Genomic DNA, 21,768 nt, shown 5'->3' on the forward strand with positions numbered 1-21,768 from the left:
TAAATCGTGCTCGACCGCCCGTCGTGCAACGAGATTCCGAAATTCTGTGCACTTAACGGGATAATCGGTAAATCAGAGGGTCCGATGAGGCATGTCGGAGGAGTGTATGCTGGTTTGGGGCCAAAGATAAGCCACATAACGATATAAAGTGTGGCGTAATGAGTACGACATTGTTTTCTCGAAGGCGCTGTAGTTACCGATTATCCCCTTAAGTGCACACGAAAATGATTTCTCGTTGCACGAAGCCGCGGAACGACCGTTTGAAACGGGAAATCGCCTGCTGGCTACGAGAACAGGGCGCGGGTGTCGTCGTCGACTACGATGCAGGCGGCTCCGGGCAGGATGCGCGCGGTCACCGGCGAGGTTACGTCCAACGGTTCGCCGTCGTATTCCAAGCTCAGCGGTGGGTCGGTGACCACCTTGATCTGGCGTCCCGAGTAGATTTCCATGGCGTCGGTGCGGCCAGGGTAACTGCCATCGCGGTCGCGCATGGCAGCGAATACGACCGGCAGCAGCTCCACGGCGTATTTCGCCTTGAGGACGACGACATCGAGCTTGCCGTCGCGGGGCTGGTTGTTGTGGGTGAGCGAAAGGTCGAACTGGATTTTCGAGAAGTTGACGAAGATCACGCCGATGCCGTCAGTGTTGATGACCTTGCCGTCGATGTCCAGCTTGATGTCGGCGTGCTGCGGCTCGAGGTTTGCGCCCGCGGCCAGGAAGTATGCCAGCTCGCCGAAGACCTCCTTGCCGGCCTCGGCCATCTGCATGATGGAAGCGTCGTATCCGATGCCCGACATGATGGAGAAGCCGAAGGTGCCTGCCGAGGTCTCGAGCTCGGCCAGGTCGAAGTCCAGCGTCTGCCCGTTTCGGGCCAGTTGCGCCAGGGCATGGGTCTCGGTGGGCTGCTCCAGGTTGAGCGTGAGCAGGTTGGCGGTCCCGGCGGGGAAGGGCAGGACGGGCGTGTCGGTGTTGCGGAGCCGATGGAGCACCGTGGTGACGGTACCGTCGCCGCCGGATGCGACCACCAGGTCGAACGACTCGGCGTCGTCCAACATGTGCTCGATGCGCGTGTGGCCGTCGGTGGTGCGCATGACCACCTCGTCGCCGTCGCGGTTGAACGCCCGCACGAAGTCGTAAATGGTGCCTTCGTTGTGGCCCGAAGAAATATTGTTGATGACGAGGATCCTCATGTCCGCTCCTGCCCTTTTTGCGATACATGTCCATGGTAGGCCTGCAGGCGCCTCGGGTGCAATGAACGAATGCGTAACGAACGGATGCGGCGCGGGGCATGAGGGCGTTGTGGAGCAGCGGGCGATAGTCTGGCGTCGCGACGGGCATGCGGCGACGCAGCAGGCGAGGGATTGGTGAGGCGGCGGGATCAACTGCGGCCAGGACGGCCGTTTGGGATGATGCACGGCGGGCAAGGCGCTTTAGGACGGTTGCGAATTTATAACAAACCGCGATAAGTTAGACTAGCCTTTTGGGTGCAAATATGGCAGGATACAGCTATCAAAAGCCGCCTAAGACAACAACGCTCGAACGGCGGAAGGGGGTTCAAGCGGGCCGTATGGCGTTTCCGCAAGAAATTTGCGAAGTTGATGAAACAGCATGCGTGCTCCGATTAAAACGTGTCGGCGGTCCGACGTGCAACGCGCGGGCAGCGGATGCGAAAACCCCCGACTGGGCGGTGGCGAAACCGCCATCGGCCGCAACGTTGCCTTCTGCACCGGTGCGTCTTGCCGGTGAAGCATAGGAAAGAATGAACGAATTCGTGCCGACCAATCCGAATAGGGGGATTAACAATGGCCAAATACAAGTGCAAGATCTGCGGAAAGATTTTCGAAGTCGCCGACGGCGAAACCCCGGTGTGCCCGCTGTGCGGCGCGACCGGCGACAATCTTGAGCTGATCGAGGATGCCCCGGCTGAAGCCACCAACAAGTATGCCGGCACCCAGACCGAGAAGAACCTGCAGACCGCCTTCGCCGGCGAATCCCAGGCTCGCAACAAGTACACCTACTTCGCATCCGTGGCGCAGGGCGAAGGCTACGAGCAGATCGCTGCCATGTTCCTGAAGACCGCCGACAACGAGCGCGCCCATGCGCAGATGTGGTTCACCGAGCTGGGCGGCATCGGTGACACGGCCGCCAACCTGAAGGCCGCCGCTGACGGCGAGAACTACGAGTGGACCGACATGTACGACGGCTTCGCGAAGACCGCCGAGGAAGAGGGCTTCCCCGAGTTGGCTGCCAAGTTCCGTCTGGTCGCCGCCATCGAGAAGCATCATGAGGAGCGTTACCGCGCACTGCTGAAGAACGTCGAGACCGCCCAGGTGTTCTCGAAGTCCGAGGTCAAGGTGTGGGAATGCCGCAACTGCGGTCACATCGTCGTGGGCACCAAGGCCCCCGAGGTGTGCGCGGCCTGCGGATACTCCAAGAGCTTCTTCGAGGTCCATGCCGAGAACTACTAAGGCGAGCGGCACACAGTGCTGAACGGAAGGCTCCCTGCGGGGAGCCTTTTTTCGTTGGGGAGCGGGGGCTGCGGGAAGCGTGGGCGGTGTTGGTTGGGTCGCGGGGCGGCGGGGCACCGCGGGTTGAGCCGAGCGGGGGGCCGCAGGTTGGGAAGCTGGGGCTGCTGGAAGCGTGGGCGGTGTTGGTTGGGTCGCGGGGCGGCGGGGCCCCGCGGGTTGAGCCGAGCGGGGGCCGCAGGTTGGGTCGCGGGCGCGGGGCCCGCAGGCGGGATCGGGTGATGGGACGGTGTTGGTTGGAGGTCGCTCGGCGCCAAAAGAAGTGCAGTGGGGTGTTGGAAACGGGGCAGGTGGGCGGCATGGCGTCGCTTCAACATCACACTTTACACACGTCCATATTGGTTATGGGTTTGTGGCGGTCTGTTATTTTCCACGTGATTGTCTGGGATGGATGTGTCGATGGTGACTCCGCGGGTTAACGGGTCTTTCGCAATCCATTCTGGAGTGAAACGGAACGGAAGAAATCGAAGACCCTGACGGAGGAGCCATGGACGTTAGCAAAAGAACGCTCAACATCGTTTCGATACTCATGAGTTTTCTGCTGGTTCTGAATTGCTTCGGAGCAACAGGCATTGCCTTTGCAGAAGACGGCGATGTGGACGCGGTTGGCGCCGCTGAGGAGCAAACTGTGGCGGCCCTTGCCGATGGCGAGGCCGAATCCGCCGAAGAACCCCAGGTAGAAGCATCCGATCCCGCAGTCGGGGAGGATCCTGCCACCGAGCAAGAGCCCTCTGCCCAAACAGAAGGTTTCGAAACCGTCCAGGCTCCGCGGGCACAAGAGGCAACGGACACAGCCGCAGCCGAAGCGGTCGAGCCTCAGCCTGACCAAGAGGTCCAACCCTTGGCCGAGCCTGAAACGGAGGCCGAGGCTACCAGGGCCAACGCGGGTGACGTGCGATCCCAGACGAGCACCGATCTGGAAAACTTCCTGGTCAACGTTACAATCGATGCGCCCACGGATGATAATGGCGCATATATCATCAAGCCTAACAGCACCTACGAAATAGAGATGCGCTTCGCCGAGAACGAGGACCTTCAGTTCGACGACGATGCCGTGCTGACATACGACTTTCCCGCGGGCATGGCTGTTGCCGACGCGGCTGCCACCACCTTCTCCATCGCAGTGACCGACAGCACCGGCACCGCCACCGTTGAAGGGAACACCTTCGAAATCGTCGACGGGCAGCTCCGCGTGCGGTTCAACCAGAGCGACCCGAACTTCGACAAGCTTTCCGCCACGTCGAACGTTAAATTCGACATCAACGTCGCTTCCACCTTCGAGCAGGTGGAAGGGCAGCTTGAATTCGCACCGTCCATCATCAAGGACTTCGTGTTCGACACCACTGCCGACGTCACCATCGACAAGAGCGTCGTGTACGATGCCGACTCGGACACCGCGCGCTACACGCTGCGCATCGCATCCACGGGCACGAATGAGAACGTGGTCATCGAAGACAGGCTGACAGGCACGGCGCTCGTCTTCAACCAGGACGTCTCCGTGGTGTCGAGCGTCGCGGGCGCACTGTCGGTTACCCCGGACTACGGCTCGGTGCCTAACGGGTTCCGCGTCGAAATCCCCAGCATGGTCGACGGCGAGGAGCTGACGCTCACCTATACTGCCGCGGTCGACAACACGAAGATCACCGCCAACGGCACCGTTGCCCAGACGAACAACACGGCCACTGTGGATACCGACCAGATTCCCGACCCCAAGTCCGACAGCGCTGATTTCTCCGGACAGGTCAAGTTCAACCGTATCGACAAGGAGCCGGCCGGGAAACCGGTCCAGATCGGGGAAGGGCTTTACGAGCAGACCTGGACCATCACGGTGAACGGCGATCACAAGATGCCGATGGGTGGAACGTACATTTCGGACTGGATCGTCCAGAACAGCCGCCCGTTCATGCAGTTCACGGGCGACGGCATCAGCGTGGCCGTGACCATGGAGAACGGAACCACCGAAACCAGGAACGTGACCTGGGATGACTTGAGGTTGTACACCAGCGAATACGGCACCTATGGTTGGGGATACCTGACGCCCGCATCCGACGGCAAGGCGTCCTACGTCATCACGTGCAAGACGATCATCAACACCGAGGGCGCGCTGGGCGACCTTACCCTGCGCAACGGCGCCCAGGTTTACAGCGCATACGACGAAGCCAGCGTCACCATGGAAGGCATCGGCGAAGGTACCTTCGACATCGACAAGACCGCCGAAGGAACGACCGCCGAACAGACCGACTGGAAGATCACCGTTACGGTGCCAGGCTCCGGCCTGCCTGACCTGCGGGTGGTCGACGACCTGCCTAGGCTTACCTACGAAGGCCAGGAGTACGTGGACACATACATCGAGGATTCGATGACCGTCGAAGGCCTGCTGGAAGGCGAGTCCTGGTCGCTGTACGTGGGTACGGAAAAGAAGAGCTACACCCTGACCATCTACCAGGACGAAGCGCAGACCCAGCCGGGCGCGCGGCCGACGGCCAACGGCGAACCGCGCGACATCGTGGTGCGCTTCAAGACCGCCGTGAACCAGGATTGGCTGTCGCTTGCCACGGCGGACGGCTACAACAGCAGCACGCTTCGGACCCACACCAACGTGGCGAACGCCAGGTCGGGCTCGTACCGCACGGATAACGCGCAGGCCTCCGTGGTCCCCTTGAAGCCGGACTTCGAGAAGGGCTTCCTCGAGCGCACGGAGTCGCAGGTGGACGGCGTGACCTACCCTGCGTTCACCTATAAGCTGCAGCTGCTGGGCGTCTACGAAGACGGCGCCGCGATCCAGGACAGCTTCGACACCACGTATCTCAAGTACGACGAAGCGTCCGGCATCGTGGTGCGCGGCGGCATGAGCTCCGGCGCGACCAACCTGGTCACGGGCGGATCGGCAACGGCAACGCCGAACGCCGAGGGCATGCAGATCAACGTGGCGTCGTTCCCCAAGCAGGCCAACGGGAATTTCTACCCCTACTATGAGATCGAATACACCTTGATGGTGAAGGATGAAGCCGCGCTTGCCGCGTTGAACGAGGCGGCAGCGTCTGCCCAGGGCGGCGTGTATCTTGACAACACCGCTACCTGGAACGACCTGACCTCGGACGAATCGGTCAACTACACCTATTTCCCCTATGTGGATAAGGAGCTCACGCAAAGGCCTTCTTCCGACAACGGATACGTGGCCGAATTCAAGGTGCTGATCAACCAGTACGCCGAGGATCTGGACCCGACGTCCGAAACGCTGACCATTCTGGACGAGCTGTCGCCCAACCTGCGGTTCCTGCCGGATTCGCTGACCATTACCCCTGCGAACGACTCGATCGGCGTGCAGCACGACAGCGCCACGAACACGTTGACCTTTACGAACGTTCCCGACAACACGGCCTACGAGATTACCTATCAGGCCAGGGTGCTGGGTGCTGGTAACGTGTCGTATTCGAACACGATCAAGTTCGGCAAATACGAGAAGACGGTCGAAGAGACCACGACCGTATCCCATTCGGGCGGCGGCACGGCAAGCAACCCGAGCATCACGCTGGTCAAACGCGATGCTGAAGACCAGACGGCGACCCTTGCAGGCGCCACGTTCGAGCTCTATTACATGCGGGGCGACGTGCGCGTGCCGGTGACGGACAGCAACGGCAACGCGGTCTCGTTCACCACGGATGGCGCGGGCCAGGTCCTGATTGCCGGCAACCAGCAGAGCCTTGGTTGGACGCTGTGGACCGACAGGACGTATTGCCTGGTAGAAACGGCGGCGCCGGCCGGTTACGAAATCAACGCCGAACCGGTGTACTTCGTGCTTACCGAAACCCCGACAAGCCAGATGGATTTCGACATCGTGGGCGACACGCTGAACGTGAACAACGAGCGCATCAAGACCCAGGTCGCGGTCACCAAAGAATGGAAGGGCCCTGCTGTTTCCAGCGCGCGTGTGAACCTGCTGGCCAACGGTGAAATCGTCGACAGCGCAACGCTGGATGACGCCAATGATTGGACCTATGTTTTCGAAGGTCTGGACGCATACGACCGCGACGGCATCGAGATCGCATACACGGTGGAAGAGGAGCCCGGCGACGCATTCCGCCTGATTTCCATCGAAGGTAACGCGACCGAGGGCTTTACTGTGACCAACCTGAACGCGGATACGGTGAACGTGCCCGTGCAGAAGGAATGGGTCGGTCCTGCGGCCGAATCCGTCACCATGAACCTGCTGGCGGACGGGACCATTGCGGATTCCGTGGTGCTGGATGAGGCAGGCGGCTGGAGCCACACGTTCGAAGGCCTTCCCAAATACGACGCTTCCGATGGCCATGAGATTGTGTACACGGTGGAAGAAGACTCCTTGGAGGGCTACTCGTCCGAAATTTCGGGCGATGCGGAAACCGGATTCGTGGTGACGAACACCAACGACGCCGTGACGGAAATTAACGGAACGAAGACCTGGGACGATGCAGACAACCAGGACGGCGTGCGCCCCGACAGCATAACCGTGCGCCTGTTGGCCGACGGTGTTGAGGCGCAGGTTTTAACCGTGACGGCCGATGACGACTGGGCATGGTCGTTCCCGAACCTGCGCGTGTACGACGCCGAAGACGGCCACGAGATCATATATGCCGTTACTGAGGATACGGTGCCGGGGTATTCGACAAGTTATGACGGATTCGATATTGTGAATACCCATGAACCTGGGAAGACGAGCCTTACCGTAACCAAGGCTTGGGACGACAAGTCCGACAAGGATGGCATTCGTCCTGATAGCGTTACCATTCGCCTGTTTGCGGACGGTGCGGACACCGGACAAACCCTTGTGCTGAGCGCCGAAAACGGCTGGACGGGAAGCTTCGAGAACCTGGACGAAATGAAGTCCGGCGCCAAGATCAGCTACACCGTTGAAGAGGAGTCCGTCCCGGGTTACACGGCGTCGATTACCGGCGATGCCGAAACAGGCTTTGTGGTAACCAATTCCCACGACCCGAAGGACGACACGCCTAAGGACAGCGTGACCAAATCCAAGTCCAAGCCCAAGCCTGCGAATCCCGCACCGAAGTCCAAGCCTTCGGTTCCCAAGACCGGAGACGGGACGTTGCCTGTCATCTTGCTGGCTGGCGGGCTGGCGGTTGCGGCTATTGCGGCCCTGATTATCGCTTTGAGGGCCAAGCGCAAGAAGAAGGCGTAATCCGGTTTGCGCCGTGCACGTATCGGAGGTGTACTGTTGGCTCAAGGAAACACGGAGCCTATTCCATATGAAGTGCTCGCGAATGCAATGGCGGAAGTGTACGAAGCCATCTACGACATAGACCCGGAGACGGGCGCGTACGACATGTACTACATGAGCGATTCGTACCGGGGCCTGAACCTTGCCAAAAGCGGCCCGGACTTCTTCAAGGCGCTGCCCGAAGGAGTCAAAAGGGTTGTGGCCCCGGACGACTTCAGCTACGTGGTGTACATGCTCTCGAGAGAGACGCTGTTGCCCAGCGTCGCGGACGGCAAGAAGCACACGTTGGTCTACCGCATCAGGAAGAATGACAGGCTAGTCTATCATCAGCTGCGTGCGGTGCTGGTCGAGACCGACGGACGGCAGCACCTACTTATGGGCGTGCGGGACATCGACGACGTCATGCGCCAGATGCTTCGGCGTGATGAGGAGCTGTATTCGGAACGCCAGAGGTCCGAAAACTACCTCGGCGCCATTCTGGGCACCGCCGCCGCGTACATCGACGCGAACCTGACCAAGGACCTGCTTGCCGCGCATTCGAGCAACAAGGACGCCTACGGGAAAGGGGTTCTGGAGCAGGTGCCCGACATGGAGAAGATCACCTGCTACACCAAGTTCCAGAACTGGGTTTCCGAACACCTGGTGTGCGGGAACGTGGATGCGTACAAGCGGATCAGCAGCCGGGAATACCTTCTGGACTGCTACAACCGCGGGTGCCGCAGGGCGGCGGTCTCGTTCTCCATCGCGGCAGAGGGGAAGGACCCGGTCCCGTGCCGCGCTTTGTACTACCTGTATCGCGAGAAGGCCACCGACGACATCCGCCTGCTGTGCGTGATGTACGACCGGACCGAGCAGCAGCGTACGGAAGAGAAGATGGACGAGATGCGCACGGCCCTGCGAATGAGCCGCATCCGCAACTCGGCAAGCCAGATGAAGCCTCATTTCCTGTACAACGCGCTGGGCTCGATCCAAGAGGTGATGGTGGAAGACCCTTCCCGGGCCGCAAGCCTGCTGGACGATTTCACGGTGCATCTGCGCAGCTGCATACGCGCCATGGACAACGACGAGCCCATTCCCTTCGAAACGGAACTGGAGTACGTCCGCGCGTACACCCACATCGAGGCGATGCGGCTCGGCGATCGGCTGAAGATGAACTACGAGTTGGAAGAAACGGCTTTCTCCATACTGCCGCTGAGCGTGCAACCGCTGGTTGAGAACGCTATCAGGCACGGCGTCTACCGCCGAGGCAAGCAGGGCGGCACCGTCACGCTGCGTACCAGATCGGAAGGTGGGTTCTGGGTGGTAGAGGTGGAGGACGACGGCATCGGATTCGATGTGGACGGGTACGAACGCGCGGTCATGTACGGCGGTTCGGATTCCACCGGCATTAAGAATATACGTTTCAGGTTGGAAAAGATAATGGGTGCTCAGCTTGAAGTTGCAAGCGTTCCTGACAAAGGGACTTTGGCTACGGTGAGAATCCCCAAGGAAGGAGCGGGTTTTGAGAGCTATTTTGGTTGATGACGAGCGGCTTATGTTAAGGCGCTTCATGCGTCTGGCTGAGGGAATCGACGACTTGAAGGTGATCGGCTCGTTCGACGACCCCTTCGACGCGCTGGATTTCGCGGAGGAGAACGACGTCGACGTCGCGTTTCTGGATATCGAGATGCCCGAGATGGACGGAATCGAACTGGCACGCAGGCTGCGCGCCATACGGCACGACATGCTTATCGTGCCGGTGACCGCCTACGAGTCCTACATTCACGAATCCAACCGGATCGGCGCCGATTACTTCATCGTGAAGCCTTATACCGAGCAGGTCCTGAAGACGGCTATGGAGAAGCTGCGCCTGCTCGCGATGAAGCAGGACAAGGACGTGCGCATCCAGATGTTCGGCCGCTTTTTGGTGAAGAAGAACGGCCAGCCTGTTCCGCTTACCGGCAAGGCGAAGGAAATTCTGGCCCTGATCGTGACGCGTCGCGGGAAGGAAATCAGCAACGAGGAGATCTACACCACCATTTGGGAAGGCCGCCCTTGCGACAACGCCTCGATGAGCGTGTACTACAACGCCCTGAAACGGCTCAGGGTGGCGCTTGACCAGGCCGGACTCAGCGGACTTCTGGTGTCCACGCGCCGCGGCCAGACGGTGGACACGTCGCTTTTCGACTGCGACTTCTACGATTGGAAGGACAAGACGGCCGACTCCAGAAGCAAGTTCGAAGGCGAGTTTCTGCCCGAATACACCTGGAGCGAATATCTCATCGGCGAGGTCATGACGTTCTAGCGCGCCATGTAACGCCAGTTGCAAGCCCCTACGCGGAAAACGCCTGCGTAGGGGCTTGTTTTGCATGCGGTGTTGGTTGTGCGTGAACCCTTCTGTCTATCATGGTTGCATTGCGTGTTTCGTCCAGGGCGATACCTGGCAGGCCCGGCGATACATAAGAGACAGGAGAAGCGATATGAGAAAGTATGTATCCGAATGCATCGGCACGTTCGTCCTTGTGTTCTTGGGATGCGGTACAGCCATGCTTGTGGGAACCAGCCCTGACGGAGGGTATCTCCTGACGGCGCTGGCCTTCGGCCTTGCCATCGTGGCGATGGCCTACAGCATCGGCAACGTGTCGGGGTGCCATGTGAACCCGGCCGTGTCGTTGGCGGTGTTCGTCCGCGGCGACATGAGCGGAAAGGACCTGGCGGGCTACATAATCGCGCAGGTCATTGGCGCTTTTCTGGGTGCCTGCCTGCTTTGGCTGCTGTTCTTGATAGGCGGTGTGACCGACATGACCGGCGGTTTGGGCGCAAACGGCCTGGCCGGCGTGGGCGGACGGGCCTCGGTGGGGCTGGCCGTCGAAATCGTACTCACCTTCGTGTTCGTGATGGCGGTGCTGGGCGCTACGTCCAGCAAGTACGACCACAAACCCGTTGCGGGCCTGGTCATCGGTCTTTCGCTCGTGCTGGTGCACATCTTGGGCATCGGGCTCACGGGTACGTCCGTCAACCCCGCCCGAAGCCTTGGACCTGCGGTTATGGCGTTCATCACGGGTAACGCTGAGCCTTTGTCCAGCGTGTGGGTGTTCATCGTGGCGCCTCTGATCGGCGGTTTGTGCGCAGCCCTTCTCTACGATGCGATCGAGGGACGCAAGCACGAGGAGTAGAAACCGAAAAAAACATTCCCATTCTTACGAAACGCGCCGGAGCACTTGACCACTGCTCCGGCGCTGTTTCGTTCGCACATGTTTTCGGTTGTCGGTGCGGGCTAGCCGTGCCAGGCGGCAAGGTGGTCGAAGAGGATGTCCGTAGAGTCCTCGAAAGCCGCGGCCGAACCCTCGGCGGTTCCTCCGAACATGATTTCCCAGCCGGTGCCGAGCCTGTCGACGTCGTCGGTAAACACATGTCCGGCATCGGGGTAGATGTAGGCTTCGAAGCGCTCGCTTTGGGCGGCGAGGTTTTCGGCCGCAACCTCGCTTTGCCACATGGCGTCCGCGGCTCCTGCGAAGAACAGGGCGTTGCCTTCGAAGCTTGAAAGGTCGATGCGTCCGAGTTCGCCGGAGTCTTCCGCCGCGGATTCATAGGTCGCGCGGTACGAAGGCGGATATCCGGTCATCATGTCCCACATGAGCTTCGCCGAGGTGCCGATGCCGATGGTACGCTGCGAGGCGAAGGGCACGGGCTCGCCGCGGTAGGTGAAGCTCGGAAGCTCGTCTCTGCTCGTGTAGTCGAGCCCGAAGTAGGTGTGGTCGGCCGGAGCGAAGTTGACCAGGTTGTCGATGGCGAAGCCGTGTGCTGCAAGTTCAGCACTGAATTCGGCACCCTTCGACGTCCCGATGACGGTGATGGGGGTCGGCTGCTCGACGTTCTTCTGGATATATGCTTCCACCTCGTCGAACTGTTCGAGCGGCACGTTCGCCAGCGTTGGCGCCTGGCCGTCCTGGCCCCAGAAATACAGAGCCAGCACCTCGTAGCCCTGGTCCGCGATCATCTTCGCCTGCCAGTAGTTCGGCGAACCTTCGGATCCTCCGTACACGACCACGGTGCCCGGGTGCGTACGCTCCACAGGGCTGAAACGATAGCCTTTCATATAGTCGCCTTCGATGTATATGACCTGTTCGTTGGTCTCATAACGGGTGCTGCCGTCCATGGACGAGCCCTGCATGATCGTGTAAGTGCTGCTGTTGAACCGATTCAACACAGTAATTGCGATGCCTGCGACGGCGATGACGACTATGACGGTGATGACGATCTTGATGATCATTTTCAAAACCTTTCCTGTCGATTCCATAGGTGTCGGTATTCCTCCTTGGGTGGTCGGGGAGTTCTTTCCGCACGGCATATCGGTGCAGCATGCTAAAGGCGTGCATGGTAGCAGAGCACCACACACGCCTTACTGTTGTCGGGCTGGGTTTGAGCGCAGGTCGAAGCCGTTAGCTTACTTGGTGCTTCGAGAATACCGAAGCCGAAAGGGGGATGCAGACTGCGGCCAGGCTTGAGTCGGCCTCGACGGCGGCCGCGCCGCGTATCCGCTCGCCGGTGGCGATGTCGCGCGTCTGGATCATGGCCAGGTTGAGCACGTTTGCGAACACGAGCATGAGCAGGACCAACACGCATGCAACCATGCCGGGCCTGTTGCCCAGGATCTTTTTCAGCTCGTATCTAATCAGCGTTGCCATTTGGAACCCCCTGATTGCCGTCGGTCCGGAACACATACAGGTACAGGTCCTCGAGCGTGGGGTCCACCGCAACGGCGCCTTCCATCGGGGACGTATCGGTCACAACGCGCACCACCGCATGCCCGTCCGGCGCGTACCGGACGTTCGCTACGGGCATCTGCTCGGTCATCTCTTCGGCCTGCTGCGCATCCACGGTGCATTCCCACACTTTGCCTGCAGCCTGCGCGACCACGTGTTCCGGCGCGCCGTCCATAATGAGCATGCCTTCGTTCATGACGAGAATCCGGTTGGCCGCAAACTCGATGTCGTTTACGATGTGGGTCGACAGAAGCACGATCCGGTCCTGCGCGAAGCCTGCGATCAGGTTGCGGAAGCGCACCCGTTCCTTGGGGTCGAGGCCCGCCGTGGGTTCGTCCAGCACCAGGATGGCAGGGTTTCCAAGCATGGCCTGGGCGATTCCCAACCGCTGCTTCATGCCTCCCGAAAACGTTTTCACCTTGCGGTGCACGTCGTCGCCAAGGCCCACTTCCTCCAGCAGCTTCGCGCCGGCCTCGCGCGCTTCGCGTTTGTCGAACCCCTTGAGCGCGCCCATGTAGCACATGAAGTCCAGCGCGGTGAACGAGGGGTAGTATCCGAAATCCTGGGGAAGGTATCCCAACAGGGAGCGGTACGCGGGTCCCAGCTCGCGGATGTCTTCGCCGTCGTAAAGGACCCGTCCGCCTGTCGGCTGCAGGATGTCGCAGATTATGCGCAGCAAGGTTGTTTTGCCGGCTCCGTTGGCGCCGAGCAGCCCCGTCACGCCGGGGACAAGGGTTGCGGACACGCCGTTGACGGCGGTTTTCCCGCTGTAGGACTTGGTAATTCTATCCAGTATGAGCTTCACGAGTCAGCTCCTTTCACGACGTTGCGGACGTCCTGCGGTGCGGCAGCGTTCCGAAGCCCTCGGCCGTCCGGCGGATCAGGGCGATTGTTTCTGCAACCATCCAGATAAACGACACCGCGAACGCGAACGCCCACACGGCAAGCGCCGCCTGCCCGTAGGCCAAGGGGAACATCTTCGCCATGGCCAGAAGAGCGGTGCAGAACAGGGCCGTCAGGGCCACGCAGGCCGGGGGAGCGTCTTCGGGGCGAAGGCTCCTGAGCAGCACAAGCGATCCCGCGGTGCACAGGAAAAACGGCGGGCAGGTCCAAAGGACCGCGGACAGCAAGCCGATGTTTGTCCACGTGCAGGCTGCGGCAATCAGCAGGGTCAGGCAGAAGACGCTGGCGCAACCCAGTATGAGCAGGCGCGCCATAAGCACGTTGGCCGCATTGTTCTGGCACGATTGTTCAAGCTCGTCAAGTCGGTAGGTCCTGCTTGAGCAGAGCGAAGGCATGCAGGCCAGCACGCAGATGGAAGCCATCATGCCCAGGGCCCAGGGCATGCCCGAGGCGGTGTCGGAGTACCGGCTTGCGACGAACACCAGGACAACCACCGCCGCCAGAGTCAACCACACCCAGGCCGGTATGTAGCGCACTTGGCTGCGAACGAACCACGCGAACCCCCTCTGCCGCCTGGCGTCTTCGCGCGCCCACTTGTCTTCCTCAACCATCATCAGGGCCAGGACGTCCATATGCTCGTATGCGGTTTCGGGCTTCTGGTCGTCGAAGCATTTGCGTATCGATATCTTCATCCGTGCGGTGTTGCTTTCCTCCATCGGTTCTCACCCCTTCAATTCCTCGTGCAACAGCTCGAGCGCTTTCTTGATCTTCCTGCGTGTTGCATAGCGGCTTTCGTCGAACATGCGCGCTATCTCGTTGACCTGCAGTCCGAAGCCGTACCGCATCTCCAGAAGCTCGCGGGGCTCATCGGGCAGCGATTCCAAGGCCTTGCGGACGTCCGCGCAGAACTCGTCTTCGGGATCTGCGGGTTCGAAATCCAGCGGCACCGTTTGCAGCCGGTTTTTACGGCCGGCGTCGATGCAGACGTTTCTGGCTATGGTCATGAGATACGCTATGGGCCTTCCGCGGTCTTGGTAGCTTCGCGTGCGGACGAACCGCAAAAACGTCTCCTGGGCCAGGTCGGCCGCTTCGTAGCCGGCCGGGGCATGGCGGGTGCAGTACGCCAAGATGCTATCGTAGCATTCCTCAACTATGTGCCGCGCTTGCTCGTAATCCAGGTTGCTTTGCTTTCTGAGCGGCAAAGCCATCACCTCCTCTAACCATGACAACGCGAAATGGCCGCCGAATGTGCGGATGGATTTCGTTTTCAGGGGGCTTTCCATCTTGTTTCCATCGTCGGTCGACGTTGGCCCTGCGGTGCCGGTGCATGGATGTCTTCGATTATGTTGGAGTGCAACCGACCCGCGACAAACGCGCACATAGATGCGACATGGGAAAACGCGCTTCTGCGTGGCGCGCAGGGCGTGACGAGTGAGGCCGCGCGACTTGGGAGTCGATGGTTCGACGTTCGTCGTTGCGGCTTCGGGCGTGTTCGGTGTGAGGAGTATTCTCGTCTCAGGCGGCGACGCCACAGCGGGGGAATCGTGCACGTTCTGGACCGCGACGCCACAGCGGTGGGGAGAAGAACAGTCGCGCAGCGGACGCCCGTGCCAGAACGGTGGGAAATTGGGCGGCGGCCCCTTTGCATGCTCTGACTGTGGGCTGTTTGCGACTGTAAGGAGTCAGCCGCGATGGGTATAAGGACAGCTGCGAAGTCGGAAGTCTGGGAAACGTAGTGGCATGTGTTGGGTACTGCAACCGGGACCGCCTAAGGGTGTATTAAACCGTAACGTTCCCAACGCTCCACCAACGCACGGCGTACGTGCGTGCGCAGGGCTCGGCGGATCTGCGGTGCGGATGTTCGGCAGAAGCTTAGGGTGACCAGCGATGATGATTTCTATATATGCACGGTGCGCGCGCCGGCCACGACAAGAAACACAAAACTTGCCGGTCTTTTCCGGCGGGGCTGTTGGGAAGGTGCCGTGGCGGCAAACGAAAGGAGGCCCCCCGAAAGGGCCGTGCCGGCAGACGAAAGGAGGCCCCCCGAAGGGAGCCTCCTGGTTGGTGCATGCAGATCGCGGCCGTTTCGTTCGGCGCGTCGGCTTTGCCGTGCGGGCTGCGTGGTGCCAAGGTCTTGGCGAGCCTGGGTGCTGGGCGTCAGTCCTCGAAGGGGAACCGGTAGTCCAGGTTGCACGTGTCGCGCAGGTACAGCAGCTCCTTCTGGACGGATTCGCCCACGGGGCAGCCTTTGTCTTTACGTTCCTGCCAGGCGTCCCATTCCTTTTCGCCGGCGGTGTAGATTCGCTCGGCGCCGGGGGCTTTCTGCGAGGCGCGCAGCTCTCGGCAGATCCCGCCCGCCGTTTCGCGGAACGTGTCCAGCCCCATGAAGAACTCGGGGTTGATGACGAAGAAGAAATGTCCCAGGCGGTACATCTTGTTGGAGCCGTCGGGGTTCTTGCCGGACAGCTCCTTCATGTAGGGGCCGCCTGCCAGCGCCGCCGACAGGATCTCGACGATCGTTGTGAAGCCGTAGCCCTTGTAGCCGCCGGTGTCTTCGCCCAGCCCGCCCAAAGGCGTTAGCGCGCACTGGCCCTGTCGCATGTCGCGCAGAATCTGCCCGGAGTCGGTCATGGTGCCGCCGTCGGGGGTTACCACCAGGCCTGCGGGCGTGGGCTTGCCGATGCGCTCGTAGTATTCGATCTTGCCGTTCTGCACGGTGCTCGTGGCGCAGTCGAAGTTGAAGGGGAACTCCTCGTCGGTGGGCATGGTGAAGGTGAGCGGGTTGGTGCCCATCATGGGTTCGACGCCCCAGGTGGGAGCCACGGACGGGCGTGCGTTGGTGCCCGTGATGCCGATCATGCCGGCACGCTCGGCCATGCCGGTCCAGTAGCCGGCTATGCCGTAGTGGGTCGAGTTGAACACGGTGCCGCCGGCCATGCCGTAGGTGCGGGCCTTCTCGACGAGCATCTCCATCATGCGGTAGCTTGCCACCATGCCCATGCCGTTGTTGGCGTCCATGACCACCGTGGTGGGCGTCTCCTTCACGATGTCTATCTTGGTGACAGGCAGCAGCGTGCCGTTTTTGATGCGGTCCAGGTAGATGGGCTTGAAGCGGTTGCAGCCGTGGCTCTCGATGCCGCGCCGGTCGCTTTCGATCAGCACGTCGGCGCAGATGGCGGCGTCTTCTTCGGGCACCCCGTAAGCCTTGAACACGTCGATCATGAACGAGTTCAGCATGTCCCAGGGGATGTAGGGGCGGGTTTCCATGGGGCCTCCTTCAGCGGTCGGTTCGGGTCTTTTGGCGGCGCGTGCGCCTTGCAACAAGGCTATTCGGTTTCCAGGCGCACCTTGCAGACGGCCATGGTTTCCAGGTCTTCTTCCGAGACGGTGGGGTATTGCGGGTTTATGTCCTCAAGCGTGGCCAGCAGCGCTTCGCTTACCAGGTAGCGGGCGTACCACTTCTGGTCGGCGGGAATCACGTACCAGGGGCAATGCTTGGTGGACGTGCCGTTGATGGCGTCCTCGAAGGCCTCCATGTACTTCGGCCACAAGGGGCGTTCGTCAAGGTCGGCGGGGGAGAACTTCCAGTTTTTGGCTGGTTCGTCGATGCGTGCGATGAAGCGTTTCTTCTGTTCGTCCATTCCCACGTTCAAAAACACCTTGACCAGGCGATATCCGTTTTCGTAGAGGTGCTTCTCGAAGCCGGCGATGTGCTTGTAGCGCGCCGCGAAGAAGTCCTTTTCGGACATGTCGAGGCAGCGTTTCGGCATGTTGTAGTCGTGCCACAGGCCGTGGGTGCGCACCACCAGCACGTCCTCGTAGTAGCTGCGGTTGAACACGCCGATGTTGCCGCGTTTGGGCAGGTGGGAATAGGCGCGCCACAGGTAGTCGTGGGCCAGTTCCTCCTTGGACGGGGTTTTGAAGCTGTATACTTCGACGCCTTGCGGGTTCATGCCGCTCATGACGTGCTTGATGGTGGAGTCCTTGCCGGCGGCGTCCATGGCCTGGAACATGACCAGCACGCCTTCGCAACCTTGGGCGTACAGGCGGTCCTGCAGCTCGATTATGCGCTGGCGGTTGGCATCGGTGAGCTCCTCGTAGTGTTCGCGTTCGGATTTCGGGATCTTCGCCGAAGTGGGCGCGTCGGCGATATGGAAATGCTTCGAGCCGTCGACGATGCAGTCTTTGAGTTCCATTCGAGTCTCCTTCGTAGTTCTGATAGTGCGAAACCAGTATAACGCTAGGGCTGGGGGAGCGGGACGAGCGTTTGTTGCCATATGGTTGCGCTGAGCTAGCGCGGGGGCGTGCGCGGGCGTGCTATACTTGCGGACGTTTCTGCGAGAGGAGGTGACCATATGGCTAGCAAGAAGCATAAACCGCAGAAAAGCGGTGCGGTGTGGCATCTGTCCGCCGAGGAGGCGACGCTTGCCGGCAAGCCGCGTTACAACGGTTTCGCCTGCGGGCATGGGGCCCACGGCGATGCCAAGTACAACCGCGCGAAGTCGAAACGCGCCTGGCGCAACGAGCTGAACAGGGAGGGGATCCGCAAGGGTCCCCTCTTTTTTGTGTGGGACCAGGCCCTTGTCCCACTGTGTCAGCAGGGACGTTTCCGTTTGACTCAATTTTGTGTCAGCAGGGACAGATCCGCGGTTGCGAGACGGTCCCCTTTGTCCAACCCCTGGAATACGGCCGCGGTCGGATGGGCGGGGAAGCCGTGCAAGAGGGGCAAATTGACATGCCGGAAAGAGGGACAGAAGGCTCCGTCCCCAAAGTCCCGGGGGCGCGTACATATTGGGATTTCGGGAGGTTCGGGCACAACATCTATATGGCAAGCGGCCGTCGTACTACAATAGCGAATCAACCGACCAATAAGGATTTGCATTGTTGATTACCGAACAGACCCAGCTCGACGCATTCGTGGAGCATGCCCGCGCTCACAAGGTGCTGGCCATCGACACGGAATTCATGCGCGAGAAGACATATTGGCCCAAGCTGTGCCTGATTCAACTGGCCACGCCGGAGCGTGCCGTGGCGGTGGATCCGCTGCGCCTGCACGATCTGTCGGCGCTCAACGTCCTGTTCCAGGACGAGAACATCCTCAAGCTGTTCCACGCCTCCCGTCAGGACCTGGAGATCATCAACATCGAAATGGGCTGCCTGCCCGCGCCGATTTTCGACACGCAGATCGCCGCCGCGCTGCTGGGCCACACCACGCAGATCGGCTACGGCCCGCTTGTCATGAACGAGTTGGGGGTCCACCTGAAAAAGGCCGACTCCTACACCGACTGGTCCCGTCGTCCGCTCACGAAATCCCAGCTCCAGTACGCGCTCGATGACGTCATCTATCTGCCGAAGCTCTACGACAGCATGTCGCGCAAGCTCAAGAAGCTCAACCGCATGGACTGGCTGGCCTCGGATTTCCGCGACCTGTCCGACCCGTCCAACTACGAGAAGCCGCCCGAGGAGCGCTTCTTGCACCTCAAGCGCGTCAACCAGCTCAACCAGCAGCAGCTGGCGTGCGCGCGCAACGTGGCCGCATGGCGCGAACGCAAGGCCATGAAACGCAACATCCCGCGCAAGTGGGTGCTCACCGACGAGCAGCTGGTCGAAATCTGCAAGCGCGAGCCGCAAAGCATCGACGAGCTGTTCATGGTGCGCGGCGTGGATCGCATATTGAAGCTGGACGATGCCCGCGAGGTGCTGCGCGAGTGCCAGGCCGCCTACCGCGAGGACCCGGAAACCTGGCCTGAGCTGCCGCGTCCTGCGAAGAGCGAACGCAACGTGGATGCACAGGTTGACCTGATGACCGCGTTGGTGCGCCTGCGCGCCCGCGAGAACAACGTGGCCTTCCAGGTGCTGGTGTCCCACGACGAACTGGTCCACATCGCCCGCGGCCACTACGAGCGCTGCGACGTGCTGAAGGGATGGCGCAAGCGCATGGTTGGCGACGAGCTCTTGAAGCTGGTCAACGGGGAGCTGGCCCTGCGCATCGAAGACGGCAACCTGAAGGTAACGCGCCGTTCACGGTCGTCTTCCCGAAAGCCAAAAGGCCCCGACGCCTAACCCGAAGTCTGGCGCAACAGCCGTATAATAGACAAGATACAAACGCCTCGACCAAGGAGGACCCAAATGGGCTTTTACATGTTCACCATGTTCATCACGCTGGTCATCGGCGGTAGCGCGTCGCTGTATGTGAACCACATGTTGAAGAAATACAGCAACGTGCCCACCACCACCGGACTGACGGGCTCGCAGATGGCGCGCCGCATGACGCTTGACAAGGGAATTCCCCAGGTCGGCATCTTGCCGGGCGGACCCAACGTGGACCATTTCGACCCACGCACGAACTCCGTCACGCTGGGCACCGAGGCCTACAACGTGCCGTCGGTCACGGCCATCGCCACCGCCGTGCACGAGGTGGGCCACGCCTGCCAGTACGCCGAGGGCTACACCTTCATGAAACTGCGCAGCGCCATGGTGCCGGTGGTCAACCTGGCATCCAACGGCTGGATGATCGTCTTCTTCATCGGTCTGGCCATGGGTGCATCGGGCATGGGCACGGCAATGGTCAAGCTGGGCATCATCATGTTCGCAGCCGTGTTGGTGTTCCACCTGGTCACGCTGCCGGTGGAATTCGACGCCTCCCGCCGCGGCCTGGCGTATCTGCAGCAGATCGGCGTGAACCAGACCGAGCTCCAGGGAGCCCACGGCGTGCTGCGCGCCTGCGCCCTGACCTATGTGGCGGCCGCACTTACGGCGCTGCTGCAGCTGCTCTACATGCTGGCCATCTCCCGCGACAACTAACCTATGGCCTATCGCAAAGCGCCGCACACAGGCGCCTCAACTGGCTATTTGCCGAACCTGACCTCTTCGGCCGGCGACTCGCGCGCCGATGAGCCCCAAGCGGCCGACGGCAAACGGCCGCTTACCGTGTCCGAGGCCATGAACCTGGCCAAGGGGGCGCTCGAGCACATCACGGTGACCATCGTGGGCGAAGTGTCCGAAGTCAACGTGAAGCGCGGCTACAAGGCTGCGTACTTCACGGTGAAGGACGCGTCGGCCGCGTTGCCGTGCATGATGTGGTTCAACCGCTATGACAAGACCGACGGTGTGACCATCGGCATGAAGGTCGAAATGACCGGCCGGTTCACGCTGTATCCCAAGCAGGGCCGCATGAACTTCGACGTGTTCACGCTGAAGCAGGCGGGCGAAGGCGACCTGCGCAAAAAGGTGGCCGATTTGGCCCGCAAGCTTCAGAACGAAGGCCTGATGGACCCGGCGCGCAAGGTGCCGGTGCCGGCGTTTCCGGAACGTATCGGCGTGGTCACGTCCCCTCGGGGCGACGCCGTCCACGACGTGCTGCGCACCCTGCGCCGCCGCTTCCCAGTGGCAACCGTGCAGGTGGCGGGCGTGCCGGTGGAGGGCGAGCACGCCGCCGAATATATGATCGAAGGCCTGCGGGCATGCTATCGCGCCAAAGTGGACGTCATTTTGCTGGTGCGCGGCGGCGGGTCCTTCGAGAACCTGATGCCTTTCAACGATGAGGCGTTGTGCCGGGCCATCGTGGCCTGCCCGATTCCCATCGTCACGGGCATCGGACACGAACCCGACACCACCATCGCCGACATGGTGGCCGACGTGCGCCAATCCACGCCCACGGGTGCGGCGCTCTTCGTGTCGCCGAGCCAGGACATGCTGGAGGAAACGTTCGGCACCTATGCGGCGTCGCTGGCTTCGGGCGTGCAGTACGCCATCGACCGCGCTGCCATGAACGTGCGTCGCGCCGAGGACCGGCCGCTGTTCAAGGATCCGCACACCTTGTTCGCCACCGACGAGCTCACGCTGGACATGACCCAGGACCGCCTGGAGCGCCTGTTGGCAGGCGCCACCGTTCCCTTCGCTACGCAGGTCGACACGGCGGCTGCGCGCCTGGCCCGCTCGCTTGAGGCCACCACCGCGCCGCACCGCAACCAGCTGGACGTTGCGGCGGGCCGTCTGACCCGCTCCTTAGCCGGAGCCACCACGCCCTTCGAGCGGGACCTGGAGGTCACGTCCGCCCGTCTGGCCCGGGCGCTTCCCTTGGGAATCTCCCGCGACAAGACGGCCGTGGACACGCTGGAAGCCCGCATGCGCACGGTGGCCGGCGGCATGCTGGACCCCTTCAACCACGAGCTGGCCCTGTCGGCCGGACGCATGCACGACCTGTCGCCGCTCACGGTGTTGTCCCGCGGCTACGCCATGGCGACCGATGGGGAAGGGCACGTGGTCAAGAACGTGGACCAGGTCAAACCCGGCGACCGCATCGAAGTCCGCGTGTCGGACGGTTCGCTCGACTGCACCGTCGACGCGCTGCAACCTGCTGAATAACCCCTGTTCAAGA

16 protein-coding genes are annotated in these 21,768 nt (G+C 61.3%); 8 read left to right on the forward strand and 8 right to left on the reverse strand.

What is annotated here, in order from left to right; translation table 11 throughout:
• Positions 1–284: 284 nt before the first annotated feature.
• A complete protein-coding gene (locus tag SHEL_RS05895; protein ID WP_012798332.1) occupies positions 285–1,190 on the reverse strand; it encodes a diacylglycerol/lipid kinase family protein in 906 nt (301 codons plus the stop codon).
• Positions 1,191–1,802: 612 nt separating this feature from the next.
• Between SHEL_RS05895 and rbr the strand changes: the two genes are divergently transcribed.
• The 5 genes from rbr to SHEL_RS05925 all read left to right on the forward strand — a co-directional run bounded on the left by rbr (position 1,803) and on the right by SHEL_RS05925 (position 10,895).
• On the forward strand, positions 1,803–2,468 hold the full coding sequence (gene rbr, locus SHEL_RS05900) for a rubrerythrin (RefSeq protein WP_012798333.1): 666 nt from the start codon (positions 1,803–1,805) through the stop codon (positions 2,466–2,468).
• Positions 2,469–3,012: 544 nt separating this feature from the next.
• On the forward strand, positions 3,013–7,701 hold the full coding sequence (locus SHEL_RS14285) for a Cna B-type domain-containing protein (protein ID WP_012798335.1): 4,689 nt from the start codon (positions 3,013–3,015) through the stop codon (positions 7,699–7,701).
• A gap of 36 nt (positions 7,702–7,737) precedes the next feature.
• Positions 7,738–9,261 (forward strand): sensor histidine kinase, encoded by a 1,524-nt coding sequence (locus SHEL_RS05915; RefSeq protein WP_144298189.1) that lies wholly within the window; start codon positions 7,738–7,740, stop codon positions 9,259–9,261.
• Positions 9,242–10,024, forward strand: coding sequence for a response regulator (locus tag SHEL_RS05920; protein ID WP_083762250.1), 783 nt, complete (start codon positions 9,242–9,244; stop codon positions 10,022–10,024). Before SHEL_RS05915 ends, SHEL_RS05920 begins: the two co-directional genes overlap by 20 nt.
• A gap of 175 nt (positions 10,025–10,199) precedes the next feature.
• Positions 10,200–10,895 carry an MIP/aquaporin family protein gene (locus SHEL_RS05925; protein WP_012798338.1) on the forward strand — a complete coding sequence of 232 codons (696 nt, stop codon included), beginning with the start codon at positions 10,200–10,202 and terminating at the stop codon, positions 10,893–10,895.
• A 101-nt stretch (positions 10,896–10,996) separates the two neighbouring features.
• Here the strand turns inward: SHEL_RS05925 and SHEL_RS05930 are convergent, their stop codons facing one another.
• The 7 genes from SHEL_RS05930 to SHEL_RS05960 all read right to left on the reverse strand — a co-directional run bounded on the left by SHEL_RS05930 (position 10,997) and on the right by SHEL_RS05960 (position 17,584).
• The gene (locus SHEL_RS05930; RefSeq protein WP_012798339.1) at positions 10,997–11,992 is read right to left on the reverse strand and encodes an acyl-CoA thioester hydrolase/BAAT C-terminal domain-containing protein; all 996 of its coding nucleotides are present in this window, start codon (positions 11,990–11,992) and stop codon (positions 10,997–10,999) included.
• Positions 11,993–12,161: 169 nt separating this feature from the next.
• Positions 12,162–12,407: a hypothetical protein gene (locus tag SHEL_RS05935; RefSeq protein ID WP_012798340.1), complete on the reverse strand. Its 246-nt coding sequence runs from the start codon at positions 12,405–12,407 to the stop codon at positions 12,162–12,164.
• Positions 12,391–13,290, reverse strand: a complete 900-nt coding sequence (locus SHEL_RS05940) for an ABC transporter ATP-binding protein (protein ID WP_012798341.1) — start codon at positions 13,288–13,290, stop codon at positions 12,391–12,393. Before SHEL_RS05940 ends, SHEL_RS05935 begins: the two co-directional genes overlap by 17 nt.
• Positions 13,291–13,303: 13 nt before the next feature.
• The gene (locus SHEL_RS05945) at positions 13,304–14,104 is read right to left on the reverse strand and encodes a hypothetical protein (protein ID WP_012798342.1); all 801 of its coding nucleotides are present in this window, start codon (positions 14,102–14,104) and stop codon (positions 13,304–13,306) included.
• A gap of 6 nt (positions 14,105–14,110) precedes the next feature.
• On the reverse strand, positions 14,111–14,671 hold the full coding sequence (locus SHEL_RS05950) for an RNA polymerase sigma factor (protein WP_012798343.1): 561 nt from the start codon (positions 14,669–14,671) through the stop codon (positions 14,111–14,113).
• A gap of 874 nt (positions 14,672–15,545) precedes the next feature.
• Positions 15,546–16,655: an Ldh family oxidoreductase gene (locus tag SHEL_RS05955; protein WP_012798344.1), complete on the reverse strand. Its 1,110-nt coding sequence runs from the start codon at positions 16,653–16,655 to the stop codon at positions 15,546–15,548.
• Positions 16,656–16,714: 59 nt separating this feature from the next.
• Positions 16,715–17,584, reverse strand: coding sequence for a polyphosphate kinase 2 family protein (locus SHEL_RS05960; RefSeq protein ID WP_012798345.1), 870 nt, complete (start codon positions 17,582–17,584; stop codon positions 16,715–16,717).
• Positions 17,585–18,269: 685 nt separating this feature from the next.
• On the opposite strand from SHEL_RS05960, the gene rnd reads away from it, so the two are divergent.
• From rnd to xseA, 3 genes are all read left to right on the forward strand, one after another.
• The gene (gene rnd, locus SHEL_RS05970; RefSeq protein ID WP_050749538.1) at positions 18,270–19,451 is read left to right on the forward strand and encodes a ribonuclease D; all 1,182 of its coding nucleotides are present in this window, start codon (positions 18,270–18,272) and stop codon (positions 19,449–19,451) included.
• Positions 19,452–19,517: 66 nt separating this feature from the next.
• Entirely contained in the window at positions 19,518–20,192 is a 675-nt protein-coding gene (locus SHEL_RS05975; RefSeq protein ID WP_012798348.1) for a zinc metallopeptidase, read from the forward strand.
• Between the two features lie 3 nt (positions 20,193–20,195).
• Complete coding sequence (xseA, locus tag SHEL_RS05980; RefSeq protein WP_012798349.1) at positions 20,196–21,755, forward strand: exodeoxyribonuclease VII large subunit; 1,560 nt, start codon at positions 20,196–20,198, stop codon at positions 21,753–21,755.
• Positions 21,756–21,768: the final 13 nt, after the last annotated feature.

This window comes from Slackia heliotrinireducens DSM 20476 (assembly GCF_000023885.1).
GTDB lineage: Bacteria > Actinomycetota > Coriobacteriia > Coriobacteriales > Eggerthellaceae > Slackia > Slackia heliotrinireducens.